The sequence below is a fragment of the Pseudomonas putida genome (assembly GCA_029953615.1).
Classification (GTDB): Bacteria; Pseudomonadota; Gammaproteobacteria; order Pseudomonadales; family Pseudomonadaceae; genus Aquipseudomonas.
In genome coordinates this window covers 3218687-3234663 of the sequence record CP124529.1, presented here as the reverse complement: position 1 = coordinate 3234663, position 15977 = coordinate 3218687, and the positions used below count along the sequence as shown (strand labels likewise).

Below are 15977 nucleotides of genomic sequence, written 5' to 3'. Positions count from 1 at the left end.
ACTACGACAAAAAGCAACAGCGCTGATGGACAGGGGCTGGGGCGGGGGTTTGCCGAGGTATTCACCAGATTTATTGCTGTACCGGCCCATTCGCGGGTGAACCCGCTCCCACAGGTACTGCACTGGACTTGAAACCTGTGCGATCCCTGTGGGAGCGGGTTCAACCCGCGAAAGGGCCAGAACGGGAAAATGAAACGCCCCGGACAAGCCGGGGCGCTCAGAGGTTGCGCGATACTTAGCGAATGCCCGACTGGCGCAGTGCCGCCGGCTGGAAGTCAGCCTTGCTGGCGCTGAAGCCGAAGTCGTAGGCGCGTTTTTCTTCGTTCTTCATGCCCAACGCCAGGTAACGCCCCGACTGCAGGTCGTAGATGGCCTCCAGGGTGTACCACGGCACCTCGACGTTGTAGTACGGCTGGGCATGCGCCTCGGACACGCGCCACAGCTGGCCACGGCCGTCGTACTGGTCGATCACCGCAGCCTGCCAGGTGTCCTCGTCGATGTAGAAGTCACGCTTGGCATAGATGTGCCGTTGGCCCGGCTTGAGGGTCGCAACCACGTGCCACACGCGGCGCAGCTCGTAACGGGTCAGGTCCTGGTTGATGTGCCCAGCCTTGATGATGTCGGTGTACTTGAGCTTGGGGTCGTCGAGCTTGTAGGCGTTGGACGCAATGTACAGCTCCTTCTTGCCTTCCAGCTTCCAGTCATAGCGGTCTGGCGCACCGTTGAACATGTCCAGGTTGTCCGAGGTGCGCAAACCGTCGGCCGCGGTACCTGGGCCGTCGTACGACACTTGCGGTGCCTGGCGCACGCGGCGCTGGCCGGCGTTGTAGATCCATGCCTTGCGCGGTTCCTTCACCTGGTCGAGGGTTTCGTGCACCAGCAGCACGGTACCGGCCAGGCGCGCGGGCGCGGTCACTTCCTGCTTGAAGTAGAACAGGATATTGCCCGGGTTGTTCGGGTCGTAATCCTTCATCCTTTCACGGAAAACGAACTGGTCGGAGAAGAACACCGGGTTGAAAGAGCCGTTCTGTTGCGGCGTGGCCTGGGTCACCAGGCGGCTGACGCTGCCGCCCCGATAGCGGGTGATGTGGTTCCAGATCACCTCCAGGCCGCTTTTGGGGATCGGGAACGGCACCGCCGTGCGGAAGTTGTTCAAGCCGTTGCCGCCTTCGACCAGGGTGGTCTTGGTGGCGTTTTCCTTGATGGCGGCGAACACGTCGGCCGGCACCGTGGAACCGCGGTGGGTCTTGAATACCGGGATCTTGAAGGTGTCCGGGTAACGCTTGAGCATGGCCAGCTGGCCCGGCGAGAGCTTGTCCTTGTACTGGTCTGCATTCTGCGCAGTGATGGTGAACAGCGGCTTTTCACTGCCATACGGGTCGGACAGGAAGCCCTTGCCGTCGACACTGCCTGCGGTCTTCGACAGCGGCTCCCACGGGCCGATCGAGCCGTCGGCGTTACCAGCTTTTTCGGCGCCCATCGGGGTCAGGGTACTGCCCAGCTTGGCCGCCTCGTCGGCGGATACTGCAGCCATGACGCTGGTCGCCAGCAGGGACAGGCCCAGTACACCGGCTTGCAGCAGACTTCTGGTCTTGTTCATGTCGTGTCGTCCTGGATCTGAATGCTTAGAAGTTCACGCCGAAGCTGAGCGCGACGAAGTCGCGGTCGTCCACGGTGGTGTACTTGCCATCGAAGAAGTTGGTGTACGACAGGCTTGCCGTGTAGGTTTGCTGATATTCGGCATCGAGGCCCAGGCTGATTGCCTTGCGTCCTTCCTCGAAGTTGGCGCCAGGGCCTGGCGAATAACCATCGACGTCGTGCGACCAGGCTACGCTGGGGCGCAGGTTCACCCCGGCAAAGACGTTGTTGTAGTCCCAGATTGCGCGGACGCGGTATCCCCAGGAATCGGAAGTGGTGTAACCATCGTTTTCGCAGTAGCGCGACACGTTGTTGGCATTGCTGGTGCCCAAAGTGTTGGTATTGAGCGTTTCACACTGGCCATTAGGCAGCGGCCCAGGGCCAAATACCGGATCTCGCCCGTAACGCAGCTTGGAGGTGCTTTCCAGCCCACCAACATGCGTCCAACCGACTTCCCCTACCATGGTCAACCGTTCGGCCCCCATCACCTGATCGAAGAAGTGGGTGAAGGTGGTTTGCAGCTGGGTGATTTCCTTGCGACGGTAACCTGGCTGATCGGTGCCAGCTCGACCTTGCAACACCGATACATCCGGGTTGAGGGGGGTCAGGCCGGAAAAGAGAATATCGGTGGTATTCAGTTGCACGGGCGCGTTCGGACGGTAACTGATCTCACCGCTCCAGGCAGTGCCTGTGGGAAGTGTCGTAGAGAAGCTCAGCCCGTATAGACGAATGTCTTCCGGGTACTCGACGTAATAGCTGGAGTTGCCTGCCACCTGCAGCGGCAAGAGTCTTGGCACCAGGCCGGCCAGCGCCGAAGCAGGTACACCAGCGCGTACCAGCGCACCTGCCAGGCCGGTGGCGCTGTAATGTTGAAGATCAGCGCCACGACCACTGAAAATTGGCGCGCGGCTGTGGTAGTTCATGAAATAGCCACCGAACTCGGTGTTCAGCGGTTCGAACATGTAGCGCATTGCAACGCCGAACTGACCACTGTCGCGTGCATCACGATCTGGACCGCGGTTTACGATTACCCCCTCATCGGGGGAACCATGAGTCACACCTTGCGCCGCCATCGCGGTCGCGACACGGTCATACAGCGGCCCAAGCTGGCTGGCCAAGGAGTTCTGAGTAGCCAGCACGGCCAGATTGTTGTTGCAGCCGTCGGCGATAACATCAGGCTGGGAGAAGAAGGTGCCGCAGTTGTCGACGACAGTCTGGTCCCACTCGATCTGGTAGAAGGCCTCGGCCGACAGGTTGTCGGTCAGGCTCTGCGAAACATAGAACATGTTGACCGGAATCAGGCCTTCCTTGATCTCGGCCCCGGGGCGGCGGAACGCCGACACGTCGATCGGGTTGATCGAGTTGATGCCGCCGCCGATGAAGGTACTTTCACCCCAGCTCACCACCTGCTTGCCCAGGCGCACCGAGCCAGGCTGATCGCCGATGGCGTAGTTGTGGTAGACGAATGCGTCGAGTAGCTCGGCACCGGACGATTTGGCGCCTTCCTTGCGGTTGGAGTCGCTGATGTCCTTGAACTCGCGGCCTTCGTCCTTCAGTTCGAAGTCGTACCAGTACTTGCCACGGACGAACACACCGGTGTCGCCGTACTTCAGTTCCAGGTCATGGATACCCTTGAAGATCTTGGAGAAGGTTTCGCCCTTCTTGAAGTTCAGGTGGCCATCGTCGGATGTCTGCGACAGGCCCTTGCCGCCGTTGTTCACCCCGATCAGGTTCTTGTTGGGGTTGGCCGTCGACCAGCTGGCGCCGATGGAGAGCGACGAGTCGAACTGGCCTTCGATTTCACCAATGTTGAAACTGACAGCGAAAGCAGGACTTGCGAGCGTGGAAGCAAGGCTGACGGCCAGGGGCAACTTGGCCCGGCGCCAGAACAGGTTTGCAGATTTCATCGACGCTACTCCATGTACTTTTTTTGTTATGGCAGTGAGTCCTTTCAAGAACGGCCCGAGCGACCGGTGTGCAGGCTTGCGCCCGCGGCGACACTGCTTGCGCATGTCGCCTTCCCCCATTCCTGAAAATCCCCTGGCCCCGACTATAGCCAGCAAGGCACAGGCGCTTGATCCCTCTAAAGTGTGATTTGCGCTCCGTGCTGCCAACTCGCTGTAATGCTGTCCCGGTTGCGCGCTGGCAGTGCTAAAGGATGGCGCATTTCTGCCGTTTGGCAAGGCCAGGCCGCTCTAGCATGCGGGTCGCGCGCAGTGGTACGCGACCCGCAAGGCGGTTACAGCGTGGACAGGAACGCGCTGTTGCTGGCCTGCCACTGGACGATGTCCTGGCGGATGCGTTTCTTGTCGAGCTTGCCGACACTGGTCTTGGGAATTTCAGTAACAACGGCGATCTGGCCTGGAATGGCCCACTTGTTGATGTGCCCTTGCTCGACGAACGGCTTGAGGTGTTCCTTCAACGCCTTGGCGTCGATGACCTGGCCTTCGCGCACCACCAGCAGGGCAAACGGGCGCTCGCCCCACTGCGGGTCGGCCACCCCCACCACCGCCACTTCGCGCACGGCCGAGTGGCGGCTGATCAGGTCTTCGAGGTCAAGCGAGGATATCCACTCGCCACCGGTCTTGATCACATCCTTGATGCGGTCGCGGATGTCGATGTAGCCCATGCCGTCCAGCGTGGCGACATCACCGGTGTGCAGCCAGCCGCCCTGCCACAGCTCCTCGCTTTTTTCCGGCTCCTTGAAGTAGCCCATGGTCAGCCACGGCGCGCGCAGCACCAGCTCACCCTGGGTTTCACCGTCGGCAGGCAGGAAGTTGCCGTCGCCGTCGACGACAGCCGCCTCGACCAGCGGTACCGGCACGCCGGCCTTGATACGGTAGGTGACGCGCTCATCCTCGCTGCCGGCTTGCAGCTCGTCGTTCAGGTGGGCGGCGGAAATCAGCGGACAGGTCTCGGACATGCCATACGCGGCGGTCAGCTGGATACCGCGCGCCAGGGCGGCCTGGTACAACGAGCGGTTGAGCGCGCTGCCGCCGATGATGATCTTCCAGCCGCCGAAATCCTGGCCTTGGGAAGTCGGGCAGTTGAGCAACATCTGCAGGATGGTCGGTACGCAATGAGAGAAAGTGACCTTTTCCTCACGCCACAGCTTGATCAGCATGTCAGGCTCGTAGCGCCCCGGATACACCTGCTTCATGCCGAGCATGGTGGCGGCGTAGGGAATACCCCAGGCGTGCACGTGGAACATCGGGGTAATGGGCATGTACACGTCGTTGCTGCCCAGCAGGCGCACGCTGTCGATACTGCCGGTCACTGAAGCTTCAGCCAGGGTATGCAGCACCAGTTGCCGGTGAGTGAAATACACCCCCTTGGGGTTGCCGGTGGTACCGGTGGTGTAGAAGGTGGTGGCCACCGAGTTCTCGTCGAAGTCGGGGAAGTCGTAGCCCGGGCTGGCAGCGGCCAGCAGTTGCTCGTACTCGCCCACCAGGTTGGGCAGCTCGGCGGTCTTGTCCGGGCCGTCGGTCAGCAGCAGGGTCTTGTCGACGGTAGTCAGCTGCCCGGCGATGGCCTGGTACAGGCCGACGAAATCGCTGTTGACCAGCACCACGCGGTCTTCGGCGTGGTTCATGGTGTAGAGAATCTGCTCGGGCGACAGGCGCACGTTGATGGTGTGCACCACCGCACCGATCATCGGAATGGCGAACATGCATTCCAGGTAGCGGTGGCTGTCCCAGTCCATCACCGCCACGGTGTCACCGGCCTTTACCCCGGCTTCGGTCAGCACGTTGGCCAGGCGCGCGATGCGTTCGTTAAGCTGTGGGTAGGTCAGCCGCAACTGGTCGCGGTAGACGATTTCGCGGGTCTTTTCATAGCGGCTGCCGGACATCAGCAGGCGCTTGATCAGCAGGGGGTAGGCGTAGGCGCCCTCGGCGGGCTTGATGATGCGGGTCTGCAACATGGGTATCCCTTTCTGAAAAGCGGGCCGGACAAGTCTGGAACTACTGTAGTTCGTCAATGTGACGGCTAAATCAGCCGAAGGAATGATTTGCATGGCGAAGGTATGAGTGGCGGGCGTTGACGGGCGGTAACCGCGGGCTAGACACTGCGCCGAAAGCTTCAGGATTTGTGCTGGAGCCAAAGGCCCTTTCGCGGGCACGCCCGCTCCCACAGTTACCCCGCCCTGCCTCGGAGAACTCCATGCCCAGCCCGCGTCGCGCCGTGTTTCTCGATCACCAGTCCCTGGACCTGGGCGATCTGGACCTCTCGCCCCTGCAGCAGCAGTTCGACACGTTCGAGCTGTTCGCCGCCACCCGTCCGGAGCAGGTCGCCGAACGCCTGCAGGGCGCGGTGGCGGTGATCAGCAACAAGGTCATGCTCGACGCCGCCACCCTGGCCGCCAACCCGCAACTGAAGCTGATCCTGGTGGCCGCCACCGGCACCAACAATGTCGACCTGGCGGCTGCGCGCGCCCAGGGCGTCACCGTGTGCAACTGCCAGGGCTACGGCACGCCGTCCGTCGCCCAGCACACCCTCGCCCTGCTGCTGGCCCTGGCCACCCGCCTGTGCGACTACAACCAGGCGGTAGCCGACGGCCAGTGGGCCAAGGCCAGCCAGTTCTGCCTGCTGGATTTCCCCATCGTCGAACTGGAGGGCAAGACCCTTGGCCTGCTCGGCCACGGTGAACTGGGCGGCGCGGTGGCGCGGCTGGCCGAAGCCTTCGGCATGCGCGTGCTCAGCGGGCAGATCCCCGGCCGCCCGGAACGCGCCGACCGTTTGCCACTGGACGAACTGCTGCCGCAAGTCGACGCCCTGACCCTGCACTGCCCGCTGAACGAGCACACCCGACACATGCTCGGGGCCCGCGAACTGGCCCTGCTAAAGCCCAACGCACTGGTGGTCAACACCGCCCGTGGCGGCCTGATCGACGAGCAAGCACTGGCCGACGCCCTGCGCAGTGGCCACCTGGGCGGCGCCGCCACCGATGTGCTGAGCGTGGAGCCGCCGGTCAACGGCAACCCGCTGCTGGAACCCGGCATCCCGCGCCTGATCATTACCCCGCACAGCGCCTGGGGTGCGGTGGAATCGCGCCAGCGCATCGTCGGCCAGCTCAGCGAGAACGCCCAGGCCTTCTTCGCCGGGCAGCCACGCCGCGTGGTCAGCTGAGCCCGGCGTCTACCTCTGCTACACTGCGCCACTTTTTTCCAGGAGGCGTCGTCCATGGACCCGCGCAGTGAAGTGTTGCTCCGCCAGGCAGAGCTGTTCCAGGGGCCGCTGCTGCTCGCCGGCGCCCCCGCCGACGGCCCGCTCGCCCAGTTGCCCCAGGCCCAGGCCTGGACCTGGCATGCGGGCGACCAGGCCGTGCTCGAAAGCCGCTTCGCCGGCCGCAGCCACTATGCGGTCGAGCCCCCTGAAGTGGCTTTTGAAAGTGCCGTGCTGTTCCTGCCCAAGTCCCGTGAACTGGCCGCCTACCTGCTCAACGCCCTGGCCTCGCGCCTGGCCGGCCGCGAGCTGTACCTGGTCGGCGAAAAACGCGGTGGCATCGAAGGCGCGGCCAAGCAGCTGCAGGCCTTCGGCAAGCCGCGCAAGCTCGACAGCGCCCGCCATTGCCAGCTGTGGCAGGTGACCATCGAGCACGCGCCAGAGGCCAAACCCCTGGAAAGCCTGGCCGAACGCTTCGAGCTCAGCCTGGAAGACGGCCCGTTGCAGGTGGTCAGCCTGCCCGGTGTGTTCAGCCATGGCCGCCTCGATCGCGGTACCGCCCTGCTGCTCAAGCACCTGGATGGCCTGCCGAGCGGCCATGTGCTGGACTTTGGCTGCGGCGCCGGGGTGCTGGGCGCCACGGTCAAACGCCGTTATCCACAAAGCCGGGTGACTTTGCTGGACGTGGATGCCTTCGCCGTGGCCGCCAGCCGCCTGACCTTGGCCGCCAATGGTCTGGAAGGCGAAGTGATCAGCGGCGATGGCATCGACGCGGCGCCGACCGGGTTGAGCCTGATCCTGAGTAACCCACCGTTCCATACCGGGGTGCACACCAACTACCAGGCATCGGAAAACCTGCTGAAAAAATCGGCCGTTCATCTGCAAAAAGGTGGCGAAATGCGCCTGGTTGCCAACAGCTTCCTGCGCTACCAGCCGCTGATCGAAGGGGCACTGGGCAACTGTCAGGTACGCGACGAGGCCGATGGCTTCCGCATCTACCGGGCAACACACGGCTAAAAACAGCGCTTGCCGAAAGCGTTTTGCCTAGGCAGAATCCGCACCGTCCTAGGGGAGTAGTCTCCCGCGAGCGCCCAGCTCGCCCGGTACGCGTCAACATACTTGGTCCACAGACCATGGCGCGTGCGACCCACCATGCCAGCCTGCATGGCGAGATCCGCATAGACGGATCCAGGGTTTGACAAGACCTATGACACGCACACCTTACCCGGGGCGGGGAGGCTGTACGTGTCATAGCCGTGTCGACCCGCCCCCGTAGGAATCCTGATGCTGGAATCTCTGTTGGTCCCCACCGCCATCGTTGCGCTCGCCGAAATCGGCGACAAGACGCAATTGCTCGCGCTCATTCTCGCGGCCCGCTTCCGCAAGCCCTGGCCGATCATCGCCGGTATCATCGCCGCCACTCTGGCCAACCATGCCGCGGCCGGTGCCGTGGGCGCGTGGATCGGCAGCTTCTTCAGTGACTCGGCACTGCACTGGATTCTGGCCGCGAGCTTCACCGCCACTGCGCTGTGGACCCTGGTACCGGACAAGATGGATGACGACGAAAACCCGGCACGCCGCTTCGGGCCGTTCCTGACCACGCTGATCGCATTCTTCCTGGCTGAAATCGGTGACAAGACCCAGGTCGCCACGGTGATGCTGGCTGCGCAATATCCGCACCTGATCATGGTCATTATCGGCACCACCCTGGGCATGTTGATTGCCAACGTGCCGGTGGTACTGGCGGGTAACTTCGCGGCGGACAAACTGCCGTTGACGCTGATCCGTCGCCTGGCGGCCACGGCGTTCTTCGTGCTGGCGATCGTGGCCGTTTATTCGGCGATGAAGGCCAGTGGCTGGGTGGGGTAACCCGAAAGACGACAGGCTGATGCCGAACCTGTAGGAGCAGCCTTGCGCTGCGAAGAGGCCGGTACAGGCACCAGGACATGTGGTGCTCATACCGGCCCTTTCGCAGCACAAGGCTGCTCCTGCAAGGGGTAAGCATCTGGAAGCCGGGGTTTACTTCCTGGCCGCCTGATACAACGGCATCACCTTCGGAATCGCCGCCTGCAGCGAAGCAATGCGGCTCTGCGACGCCGGGTGAGTGCTCATGAACTCAGGCGGTGCACCTTCGGAAGCCTGGCTCATCTTGTTCCACAGGGTAATCGCGGCATTCGGGTCGTAACCGGCACGCGCCGAGAGCTCCAGACCGATCAGGTCGGCTTCGTTCTCGTTGGCCCGGCTGTTGGGCAAGGTCATGGCATAGTTCACCACGGTATCGGCCATGGCCATGCCACCTTGGCCGAGGCCAAAGATGGCACCGGCCCCCTGGCGGGCCATTTCCACGCCATACGCCTTGGACATTGCCTCGCGGCTGTGCTCACGCAGGGCATGGGCGATCTCGTGGCCCACCACCGCAGCAATTTCCGCATCGGTGAGCTTGAGCTGGTCGATCAGCCCTGTGTAGACGATGATCTTGCCGCCCGGGCCGCAGTTGGCGTTGAGCTCGTCGCTCTTGATCACGTTGACTTCCCAGTTCCACTGCGCGGCATCCGGGCGGAACTTTGGCGCCTGGGCGATCAGGCGGTTGGCAATGACCTGCACACGCTTGGCATCGGCGCTGGACTTGTCGAGCACGCCTTTGTTCGATGCCTCCCCCAGGGTCTGCTGGTACGACTGGGCGTACATCTGGTTGACCTCATCGGTCGAGAGCATGCTGAACATGTACTGCTTGCGCTCGACGCCGACAGCTCCGCCGCTGGTGGTATTCACCGCCTGGCAGCCGGCTAGCAGGATGCCAGCACTCAACAGGCTGACGACAAAAGACTTACGCATGAAAACACTCCCTTTCTACATGCGCCGTATCCTAGGCTGACTCGCCGGTGGGCCGCCATAGCCGCATGGAAGATTTTCTTCGCCTGTACCGGCCTTTTCGCGGGCATGCCCGCTCCCACAGGGAATGCCATCAGCCTGAGGTCAGTGTAATACCTGTGGGAGCGGGCGCGCCCGCGAAGAGGCCGGTACAGGCAACCCCTCAAGCCGGGGTAAGGCACTCTGGCGCATCCAGCTTCGGGTCATTGACGAAATTCGCCAGGGCCCGCTCACGCAACGTCGCCGGCGGGCTGGCCAGCAGCTCGTGCAAGCGGGTCAGCGGCGTGTCCGGGTCAAGCCAGGCCGCCTGCCCGGCCTCGTCCAGTATCAGCGGCCGGCGCTGGTTCATCGCCGCCTGGGTCACCACCGCGCAACTCAGCCACACCTGGTCCTGCACCGGGTAAGCCTCCCACACGGCAGCGAAGTACAGCGACGCGCCCTCCCCCGGGGTCAGCCAGTACGGGCGCTTGCGCACGCTGCCACGCCATTCGTAAAAGCCGTTGGCCGGCATCAGGCAGCGGCGCTGACGAAGCGCGTCACGAAACATCGGCTGCTCGGCCAGGGTCTCGGCGCGGGCATGGGCGGGGGTACGGGAAAGGTCGGTGAGCCAGGCCGGGGTCAGCCCCCAGCGCGCCTTGGCCAATTGCAGCTGGCCGTCGAGCTGGCGCTGGATCAGCACCGAGCCCCCCGGCGAGATGTTCCATTGGGCTGGCTGGCCGACGGGAAACCCCGGCAGACTGGCAAGGGCCTGAGGCCAGCGAAACAGGGCATAACGTCCACACATGGGCGAATTAAGAACCTAGCAGATCAAGGTACCGGGGAAACTCTCCGGTTCGTCGCCAACCAGTGGCTGGGCGTCATTGTACGCATCGATCAGTTGCCGTGCGTACTCGGCCTGCTCGTCAGCCACCGCAAGCCCCAGCAGGCCCTGCAGCGGCAACTCGCCGGCAGCACCGACCAGGTCACGGCCGACCAGGTGCGCCTCGATCCCCTCGCTGGCGAGCATGCCCGCCAGCATTTCCGCCTCGAGCAGGCTTTCCGGTTCGTAGATACGCTGCATCAGGCATCGTCCTCACGGCGGACGTCGAGCATCCATTCGTCACCATGCACCTGCAGAATGAACACCACAGGCTGGCAGCACACCTGGCAGTCCTCGGTGTAGACCTGGTCACCGCCTGACAGGTCAACAGTGGTTTCCACACGCTCGCCACAATAAGGGCAATCATAGAAGTCGGTTTCCAGCATCGAGGTCTCCGCAGTGACTTATGCGTATAATTGCCGGTCTATTTACAGGGCCTGTGTGTGTCCGAGCCGTTTTTCGGAGCCCGTCCCTACCTTATTACCCTAGCCGTTTCCAACAAGAGAGCATGATGGGCGAATTCGATGCCATCCGACCGTACGACGACGCTGAGGTCCCTGCCGTTCTGGCACGCCTGCTCAGCGACCCGGCATTCCTCGATATCCTCACCCACTTCCGCTTCCCGCGCGCGGCCGGTGCTCTCGGCTGGTTGCTCAAACCGCTGATCGCCCGCCGCCTGCGCAAGGAGTTCGCCGGCGTCACCTGTGTCTCGACCCTGCAGGACAAAGTCGAGTACTACGTCGACCAGACCATCGACCGCGCCACCGACGGCGTCACCTATTCGGGCGTAGAGCAGCTCAAGGCCGGCACCGCCTACCTGTTCCTGGCCAACCACCGTGACATTGTCATGGACCCAGCCTTCGTCAACTATGCGGTGTACCACGCCGGCCTGCCCACGCCGCGCATCGCCATTGGCGACAACCTGCTGCAAAAACCGTTTGTCAGCGACATGATGCGCCTGAACAAGAGCTTCATCGTGCACCGTTCGATCAGTGGGCGCCGCGAGAAGCTGGCGGCCTACCAGTTGCTTTCGGCCTATATCAACCACTCGATCCGCAACGACGCCACCTCAATCTGGATCGCCCAGGCCGAAGGCCGGGCCAAGGACGGTGACGACCGCACCGATTCGGCGATCCTCAAGATGTTCCACATGAGCCGCAAGGACGAGCCGTTCGGCGCGGTGATCCAGAGCCTGAACCTGACGCCGGTGTCGATCAGCTACGAATACGACCCGTGCGACCAGGCCAAGGCCCGCGAGCTGTACATCCGCGCCACCACCGGCACCTACAAGAAGGCGCCAGGCGAGGACGACAACAGCATCGCCAAGGGCATTACCGGTTACAAGGGCCGGGTGCACATCAACTTCGCCCCGCCAGTGACCGAGTACCACGAAGACACCAAGCAGCTGGCAGCGGAAATCGACCGGCAGATCCTTGGTGGCTACCGGCTGTTCCCGGTGCATTATCTGGCCTATGCCATGTGGGACGGCAAGGATGAGGCGCTGCAGGTGCCGAGCGCCGAGAAGGTGTTCCCGGCTGATGAGCTGGCCCGGGCGAAGGAAGAATGGCAACGCCGCCTGGATGCCTGCCCAGAGGAGCAGCGGCCGTACCTGGTGTTGCAGTATGCGACCCCGGTGCGCAACCAGTACCAGGTCAGGCAGCAGACACCGGTTGCCTGATCGATCCTTGGGCTGCTTTGCAGCCCATTGCGACACAAGGCCGCTCCTACAGGTATCCGCGATCCCCTGTAGGAGCGGCCTTGTGTCGCGATGGGCCGCAAAGCGGCCCTGAAATCTCAAATCCAGGTACTGAACCAGGACAGCAGCAGCGCCATCGCCAGGCACGAAAAACCGAGAATATAGAAGTACCGCGGTACCCGCAGGTCGAACGCGTCCACTACCCCCTCACCCATTGCCATGTATTCGCGGGTCTCGGCCTCGCGCCGCCGCGCACTGTGCAGCAACAACCCGCCCGGGCAGGTCAGCAGCAGCGCCAGCAGATTGATCAACTTGGTCGGGTGGGCGGCCAGGAACCCCCACAGCACTTGCAAGGACATCACGCAACCTCGATGTGAGCGACGGCAAAGGCCCGCATTCTACCCAACTCACAGCTTCACACCCGACCTTGGCGACAAACGTCATCAAGTTTCATCTGACAGCCGCCCAGGCAACAAAAAACCCGCTGCCTGGAACACAGGCAGCGGGTTTTGTTTTACCGCAGAAGGCTTACTGCCCCAGCACCTGACCGATGGTCGGGTCCTTGAACATGCGGGTCAGGGCATCGCTCAGCACATCGCCCACCAGCTGGGTGTTGGTTTCCTGGTTCGGCGCCATGCCGAAACGCTGGTCCAGCGAAGCGCCGTAACGGCCGCTGTAGCGGCGGCCGCCATTGGACACGTCGGCACGGAAGGTGGCACCGATAGTAGCCTCGGTCACGTACAGGTTGTCTTTCGGCGACTGGTACTTCAGCTCGGCCAGGGTCACGGTCAGCTGCGGCGCGTTGTAGGCGTTCGGCGTAGGGGTGAAGCCGAGCAGGCGCACCGCAGCTTCGGCCTGGGCCTGCAGCTTGGGCACGATGTCGTTACCGCTGACGCTGATGGTGCTGGTCTCGGGGTACATGCCACCGCGAGTGCCCAGGGACTGCGAGGCCCGGCCGTCAACCACCCGGACCACGACCGGCTGGCCATGGCCGACCGGGGCGAGCTGGGCCTTGAGCGTGGGTTGCGGGTTGAGTTGTTGCGGGCTGTGGGCACAACCGGCCAGGCTGAGGCTGGCCACGGCGATCAAACCGAACAACAGACGTTGCAACATGCGCGTTACTCCAGAAAAAGCGGCGAAGGCCCACAGTATACCTAGCCACGCATCGACCAGTCATCGGTCCGCCCCGCTTGTCACAATCGTTTCATCGCCACGCCCTTATCCTTGCGCCAAGCCCTAACGCAAAGGACTCGTCGCCATGGCCTCGCTCTGGACCCTGCTCTTCCAACGCCCGCGCCACAATGCCTATGCCCGCCTCGACGCCGACGGCAAATGCCTGGCCTTCAAGCAATGCAGCCAGGCGCCCGGCGGCAGCGGCTGGGTCCAGGTCGGCGAAATCCAGCTTGCCTGGCTGGGCCGCGAGCTACCCGCCAGCGCCCGGGTTTGCGCCCGCGCAAGCCGCCGCTGGCACCAGCGCATCCTCGCGGCCTGACAAACGCTGCAATAAAAACCACGAATGGCGACATTTCTGCCCGCGACATCGCTATAATCTCCCCCCGATTATAAGGACGTCTCCTGATCGGGCCCCGCACTCGCCGATTGACCCCGGCAACTTCAACGCTTCGCCCACAGAGAGCCTTCCACTCAGGTCTTGCATCGGCTGTCGTGCCTGCTTTCCGGCCCTTCACACTGCATGAACCTGCGGGTTGCCATCGCGCAGTCCCCTTTTGAGGTTCACGTCTCCAAAAGAGCGTGAAAAAACGGTTTTCACAACTTCACAAGAGTGTGGCGAGCAAATGAACAGTCTGGCATGTGCAAAAGCGGCAGATGTGTCCCGAACAGCCCTGAACAGGCGGCAAATGCGCTCATCCCGTATGAGTGTCTGAGCCGTTCCATAACGCACGCACGACACCTTGACCATAAGTCGAATTGCCGCACCCGTGGCAAACCGCGTTCAATACTGAGCCCGAAGACTGATTGGCGGTGTCCGCGGAAGTTGCAAGAACTGCGAAAAGTCGGACATGGCGAACCTGGCGAACCCAGGTCCTGTGCTGTCAATTAGGTAGCTGTAGATTGTGGAGACGCGTTAAATGGCGCAGAACGAATCGGTTGATGTGGTACTGGTAGGCGCGGGCATCATGAGTGCCACCCTGGCCGTACTGCTCAAGGAGCTCGACCCGACCCTGAAGCTGGAGGTCGTGGAGGCGATGGACTCCGGAGCCGCGGAAAGCTCCAACCCCTGGAACAACGCAGGCACCGGCCATGCCGGCCTGTGCGAGCTTAACTACACGCCCCAGGCCGCCGATGGCAGCATCGACATCAAGAAGGCCGTGCACATCAACACCCAGTTCGAGGTTTCGCGCCAGTTCTGGGCCTACCTGAGCAAGAAGGGCAACTTCGGCCCGGCGCGTGCCTTCATCAACCCTGTCCCGCACCTGAGCTACGTTGAGGGTGACAAGGGTGTTTCCTTCCTCAAGAAGCGCTATGAGCTGCTCAAGCAGCACCATGCCTTCGCCGACATGGAATACACCGAAGACAAGGCCGTGATGAACGACTGGATGCCGCTGATGATGCCGGGCCGCCCGGCCGACCAGCACATCGCCGCCACCCGCGTGCTCAAGGGTACCGACGTCAACTTCGGCGCCCTGACCAACAAGCTGCTGAAACTGCTGGGCGACTCGCAGGACGCCCAGGTCAAGTACAGCAAGAAGGTCGTTGGCCTGCGCCGTAACGGCAAGGGCTGGACCGTGAGCATCAAGGACGTCAACAGCGGCGGCAGCCGTGAAGTGGACGCCCGCTTCGTCTTCCTCGGCGCAGGTGGCGCGGCCCTGCCGCTGCTGCAGCTGTCGGGCATTCCGGAAAGCAAAGGCTTCGGCGGCTTCCCGGTCAGCGGCCAGTGGCTGCGTTGCGACAACCCGGAAATCGTCAAGCAGCACCAGGCCAAGGTCTACAGCCAGGCCGCGGTCGGCGCCCCACCGATGTCGGTACCGCACCTGGATACCCGTGTGGTCGATGGCAAGAAATCGCTGCTGTTCGGCCCCTATGCCGGCTTTACCACCAAGTTCCTCAAGCACGGTTCGCTGATGGACCTGCCGCTGTCGGTGCGCATGGGCAACATTGGCCCGATGCTGGCCGTGGCCCGTGACAACATGGACCTGACCAAGTACCTGGTCAGCGAAGTGATGCAATCGATGGAACAGCGCCTGGAAGCCCTGCGTCGCTTCTACCCACAAGCCAAAGCCGAAGACTGGCGCCTGGAAGTGGCTGGTCAGCGCGTGCAGATCATCAAGAAAGACCCGAAGAAAGGCGGCGTGCTGCAGTTCGGTACCGAGCTGGTATCGGCCCAGGACGGCAGCCTGGCTGCACTGCTCGGCGCATCGCCGGGTGCTTCGGTAACCGTGTCGATCATGCTGGAACTGATCGAACGCTGCTTCCCCGAGCAGGCCAAAGGTGCCTGGGCTGCCAAGCTCAAGGAAATCTTCCCGGCTCGCGAGAAGACCCTGGCGACCGATGCTGCCTTGTACCACAAGATCAGCGCCGACAACGACGCGGCTCTGGACCTGGTGGAAAGCAGCCCGGCGGCCAAGCATTACGCCTGATTCGGCTGGTAACGAAAAAACGCCCCTCGGGGCGTTTTTTTGTGCCTGGTTACTCACCAACCTGTGCCGGCCTCTTCGCGGGCATGCCCGCTCCCACAGGTTCGGCGCCGCCCTCAGGCTCTGTACCATCCCTGTGGGAGCGGGCGCGCCC

General features: G+C 62.9%; 15 protein-coding genes and 1 riboswitch. Of the genes, 6 read left to right on the top strand and 9 right to left on the bottom strand.

The window, feature by feature from the left end:
* Positions 1 to 235: 235 nt before the first annotated feature.
* From QIY50_14835 to QIY50_14825, 3 genes are all read right to left on the bottom strand, one after another.
* The gene (locus tag QIY50_14835) at positions 236 to 1600 is read right to left on the bottom strand and encodes a DUF1329 domain-containing protein (GenBank protein ID WGV18731.1); all 1365 of its coding nucleotides are present in this window, start codon (positions 1598 to 1600) and stop codon (positions 236 to 238) included.
* 25 nt (positions 1601 to 1625) lie between these two features.
* Complete coding sequence (locus tag QIY50_14830; GenBank protein ID WGV18730.1) at positions 1626 to 3545, bottom strand: DUF1302 domain-containing protein; 1920 nt, start codon at positions 3543 to 3545, stop codon at positions 1626 to 1628.
* 332 nt (positions 3546 to 3877) lie between these two features.
* Positions 3878 to 5560 carry a fatty acid--CoA ligase gene (locus QIY50_14825; protein ID WGV18729.1) on the bottom strand — a complete coding sequence of 561 codons (1683 nt, stop codon included), beginning with the start codon at positions 5558 to 5560 and terminating at the stop codon, positions 3878 to 3880.
* A 239-nt stretch (positions 5561 to 5799) separates the two neighbouring features.
* Here QIY50_14825 and QIY50_14820 point away from each other — a divergent pair, with 239 nt between their 5' ends.
* From QIY50_14820 to QIY50_14810, 3 genes are all read left to right on the top strand, one after another.
* Positions 5800 to 6765, top strand: coding sequence for a 2-hydroxyacid dehydrogenase (locus QIY50_14820; GenBank protein ID WGV18728.1), 966 nt, complete (start codon positions 5800 to 5802; stop codon positions 6763 to 6765).
* Between the two features lie 54 nt (positions 6766 to 6819).
* Positions 6820 to 7818, top strand: a complete 999-nt coding sequence (locus tag QIY50_14815) for a class I SAM-dependent methyltransferase (GenBank protein WGV18727.1) — start codon at positions 6820 to 6822, stop codon at positions 7816 to 7818.
* A gap of 39 nt (positions 7819 to 7857) precedes the next feature.
* Positions 7858 to 7997, top strand: a riboswitch (yybP-ykoY riboswitch).
* An 88-nt stretch (positions 7998 to 8085) separates the two neighbouring features.
* Positions 8086 to 8670: a TMEM165/GDT1 family protein gene (locus QIY50_14810; protein WGV18726.1), complete on the top strand. Its 585-nt coding sequence runs from the start codon at positions 8086 to 8088 to the stop codon at positions 8668 to 8670.
* A 150-nt stretch (positions 8671 to 8820) separates the two neighbouring features.
* Here the strand turns inward: QIY50_14810 and QIY50_14805 are convergent, their stop codons facing one another.
* The 4 genes from QIY50_14805 to QIY50_14790 all read right to left on the bottom strand — a co-directional run bounded on the left by QIY50_14805 (position 8821) and on the right by QIY50_14790 (position 10917).
* Positions 8821 to 9636, bottom strand: coding sequence for a M48 family metallopeptidase (locus QIY50_14805; GenBank protein WGV18725.1), 816 nt, complete (start codon positions 9634 to 9636; stop codon positions 8821 to 8823).
* Between the two features lie 199 nt (positions 9637 to 9835).
* On the bottom strand, positions 9836 to 10456 hold the full coding sequence (locus QIY50_14800) for an SOS response-associated peptidase (GenBank protein ID WGV18724.1): 621 nt from the start codon (positions 10454 to 10456) through the stop codon (positions 9836 to 9838).
* Between the two features lie 15 nt (positions 10457 to 10471).
* Positions 10472 to 10732 carry a DUF2007 domain-containing protein gene (locus QIY50_14795; protein WGV18723.1) on the bottom strand — a complete coding sequence of 87 codons (261 nt, stop codon included), beginning with the start codon at positions 10730 to 10732 and terminating at the stop codon, positions 10472 to 10474.
* Positions 10732 to 10917 carry a CPXCG motif-containing cysteine-rich protein gene (locus QIY50_14790; protein ID WGV18722.1) on the bottom strand — a complete coding sequence of 62 codons (186 nt, stop codon included), beginning with the start codon at positions 10915 to 10917 and terminating at the stop codon, positions 10732 to 10734. Before QIY50_14790 ends, QIY50_14795 begins: the two co-directional genes overlap by 1 nt.
* A gap of 125 nt (positions 10918 to 11042) precedes the next feature.
* Here QIY50_14790 and QIY50_14785 point away from each other — a divergent pair, with 125 nt between their 5' ends.
* Entirely contained in the window at positions 11043 to 12209 is a 1167-nt protein-coding gene (locus QIY50_14785; protein WGV18721.1) for a 1-acyl-sn-glycerol-3-phosphate acyltransferase, read from the top strand.
* Positions 12210 to 12325: 116 nt separating this feature from the next.
* Here the strand turns inward: QIY50_14785 and QIY50_14780 are convergent, their stop codons facing one another.
* Entirely contained in the window at positions 12326 to 12586 is a 261-nt protein-coding gene (locus tag QIY50_14780; GenBank protein WGV18720.1) for a hypothetical protein, read from the bottom strand.
* A gap of 169 nt (positions 12587 to 12755) precedes the next feature.
* Entirely contained in the window at positions 12756 to 13340 is a 585-nt protein-coding gene (locus QIY50_14775) for a YajG family lipoprotein (protein ID WGV18719.1), read from the bottom strand.
* Between the two features lie 145 nt (positions 13341 to 13485).
* Between QIY50_14775 and QIY50_14770 the strand changes: the two genes are divergently transcribed.
* A complete protein-coding gene (locus QIY50_14770; GenBank protein ID WGV18718.1) occupies positions 13486 to 13719 on the top strand; it encodes a hypothetical protein in 234 nt (77 codons plus the stop codon).
* Positions 13720 to 14317: 598 nt separating this feature from the next.
* Positions 14318 to 15826 carry a malate dehydrogenase (quinone) gene (gene mqo, locus QIY50_14765; protein ID WGV18717.1) on the top strand — a complete coding sequence of 503 codons (1509 nt, stop codon included), beginning with the start codon at positions 14318 to 14320 and terminating at the stop codon, positions 15824 to 15826.
* The last annotated feature ends 151 nt before the right edge of the window (positions 15827 to 15977 follow it).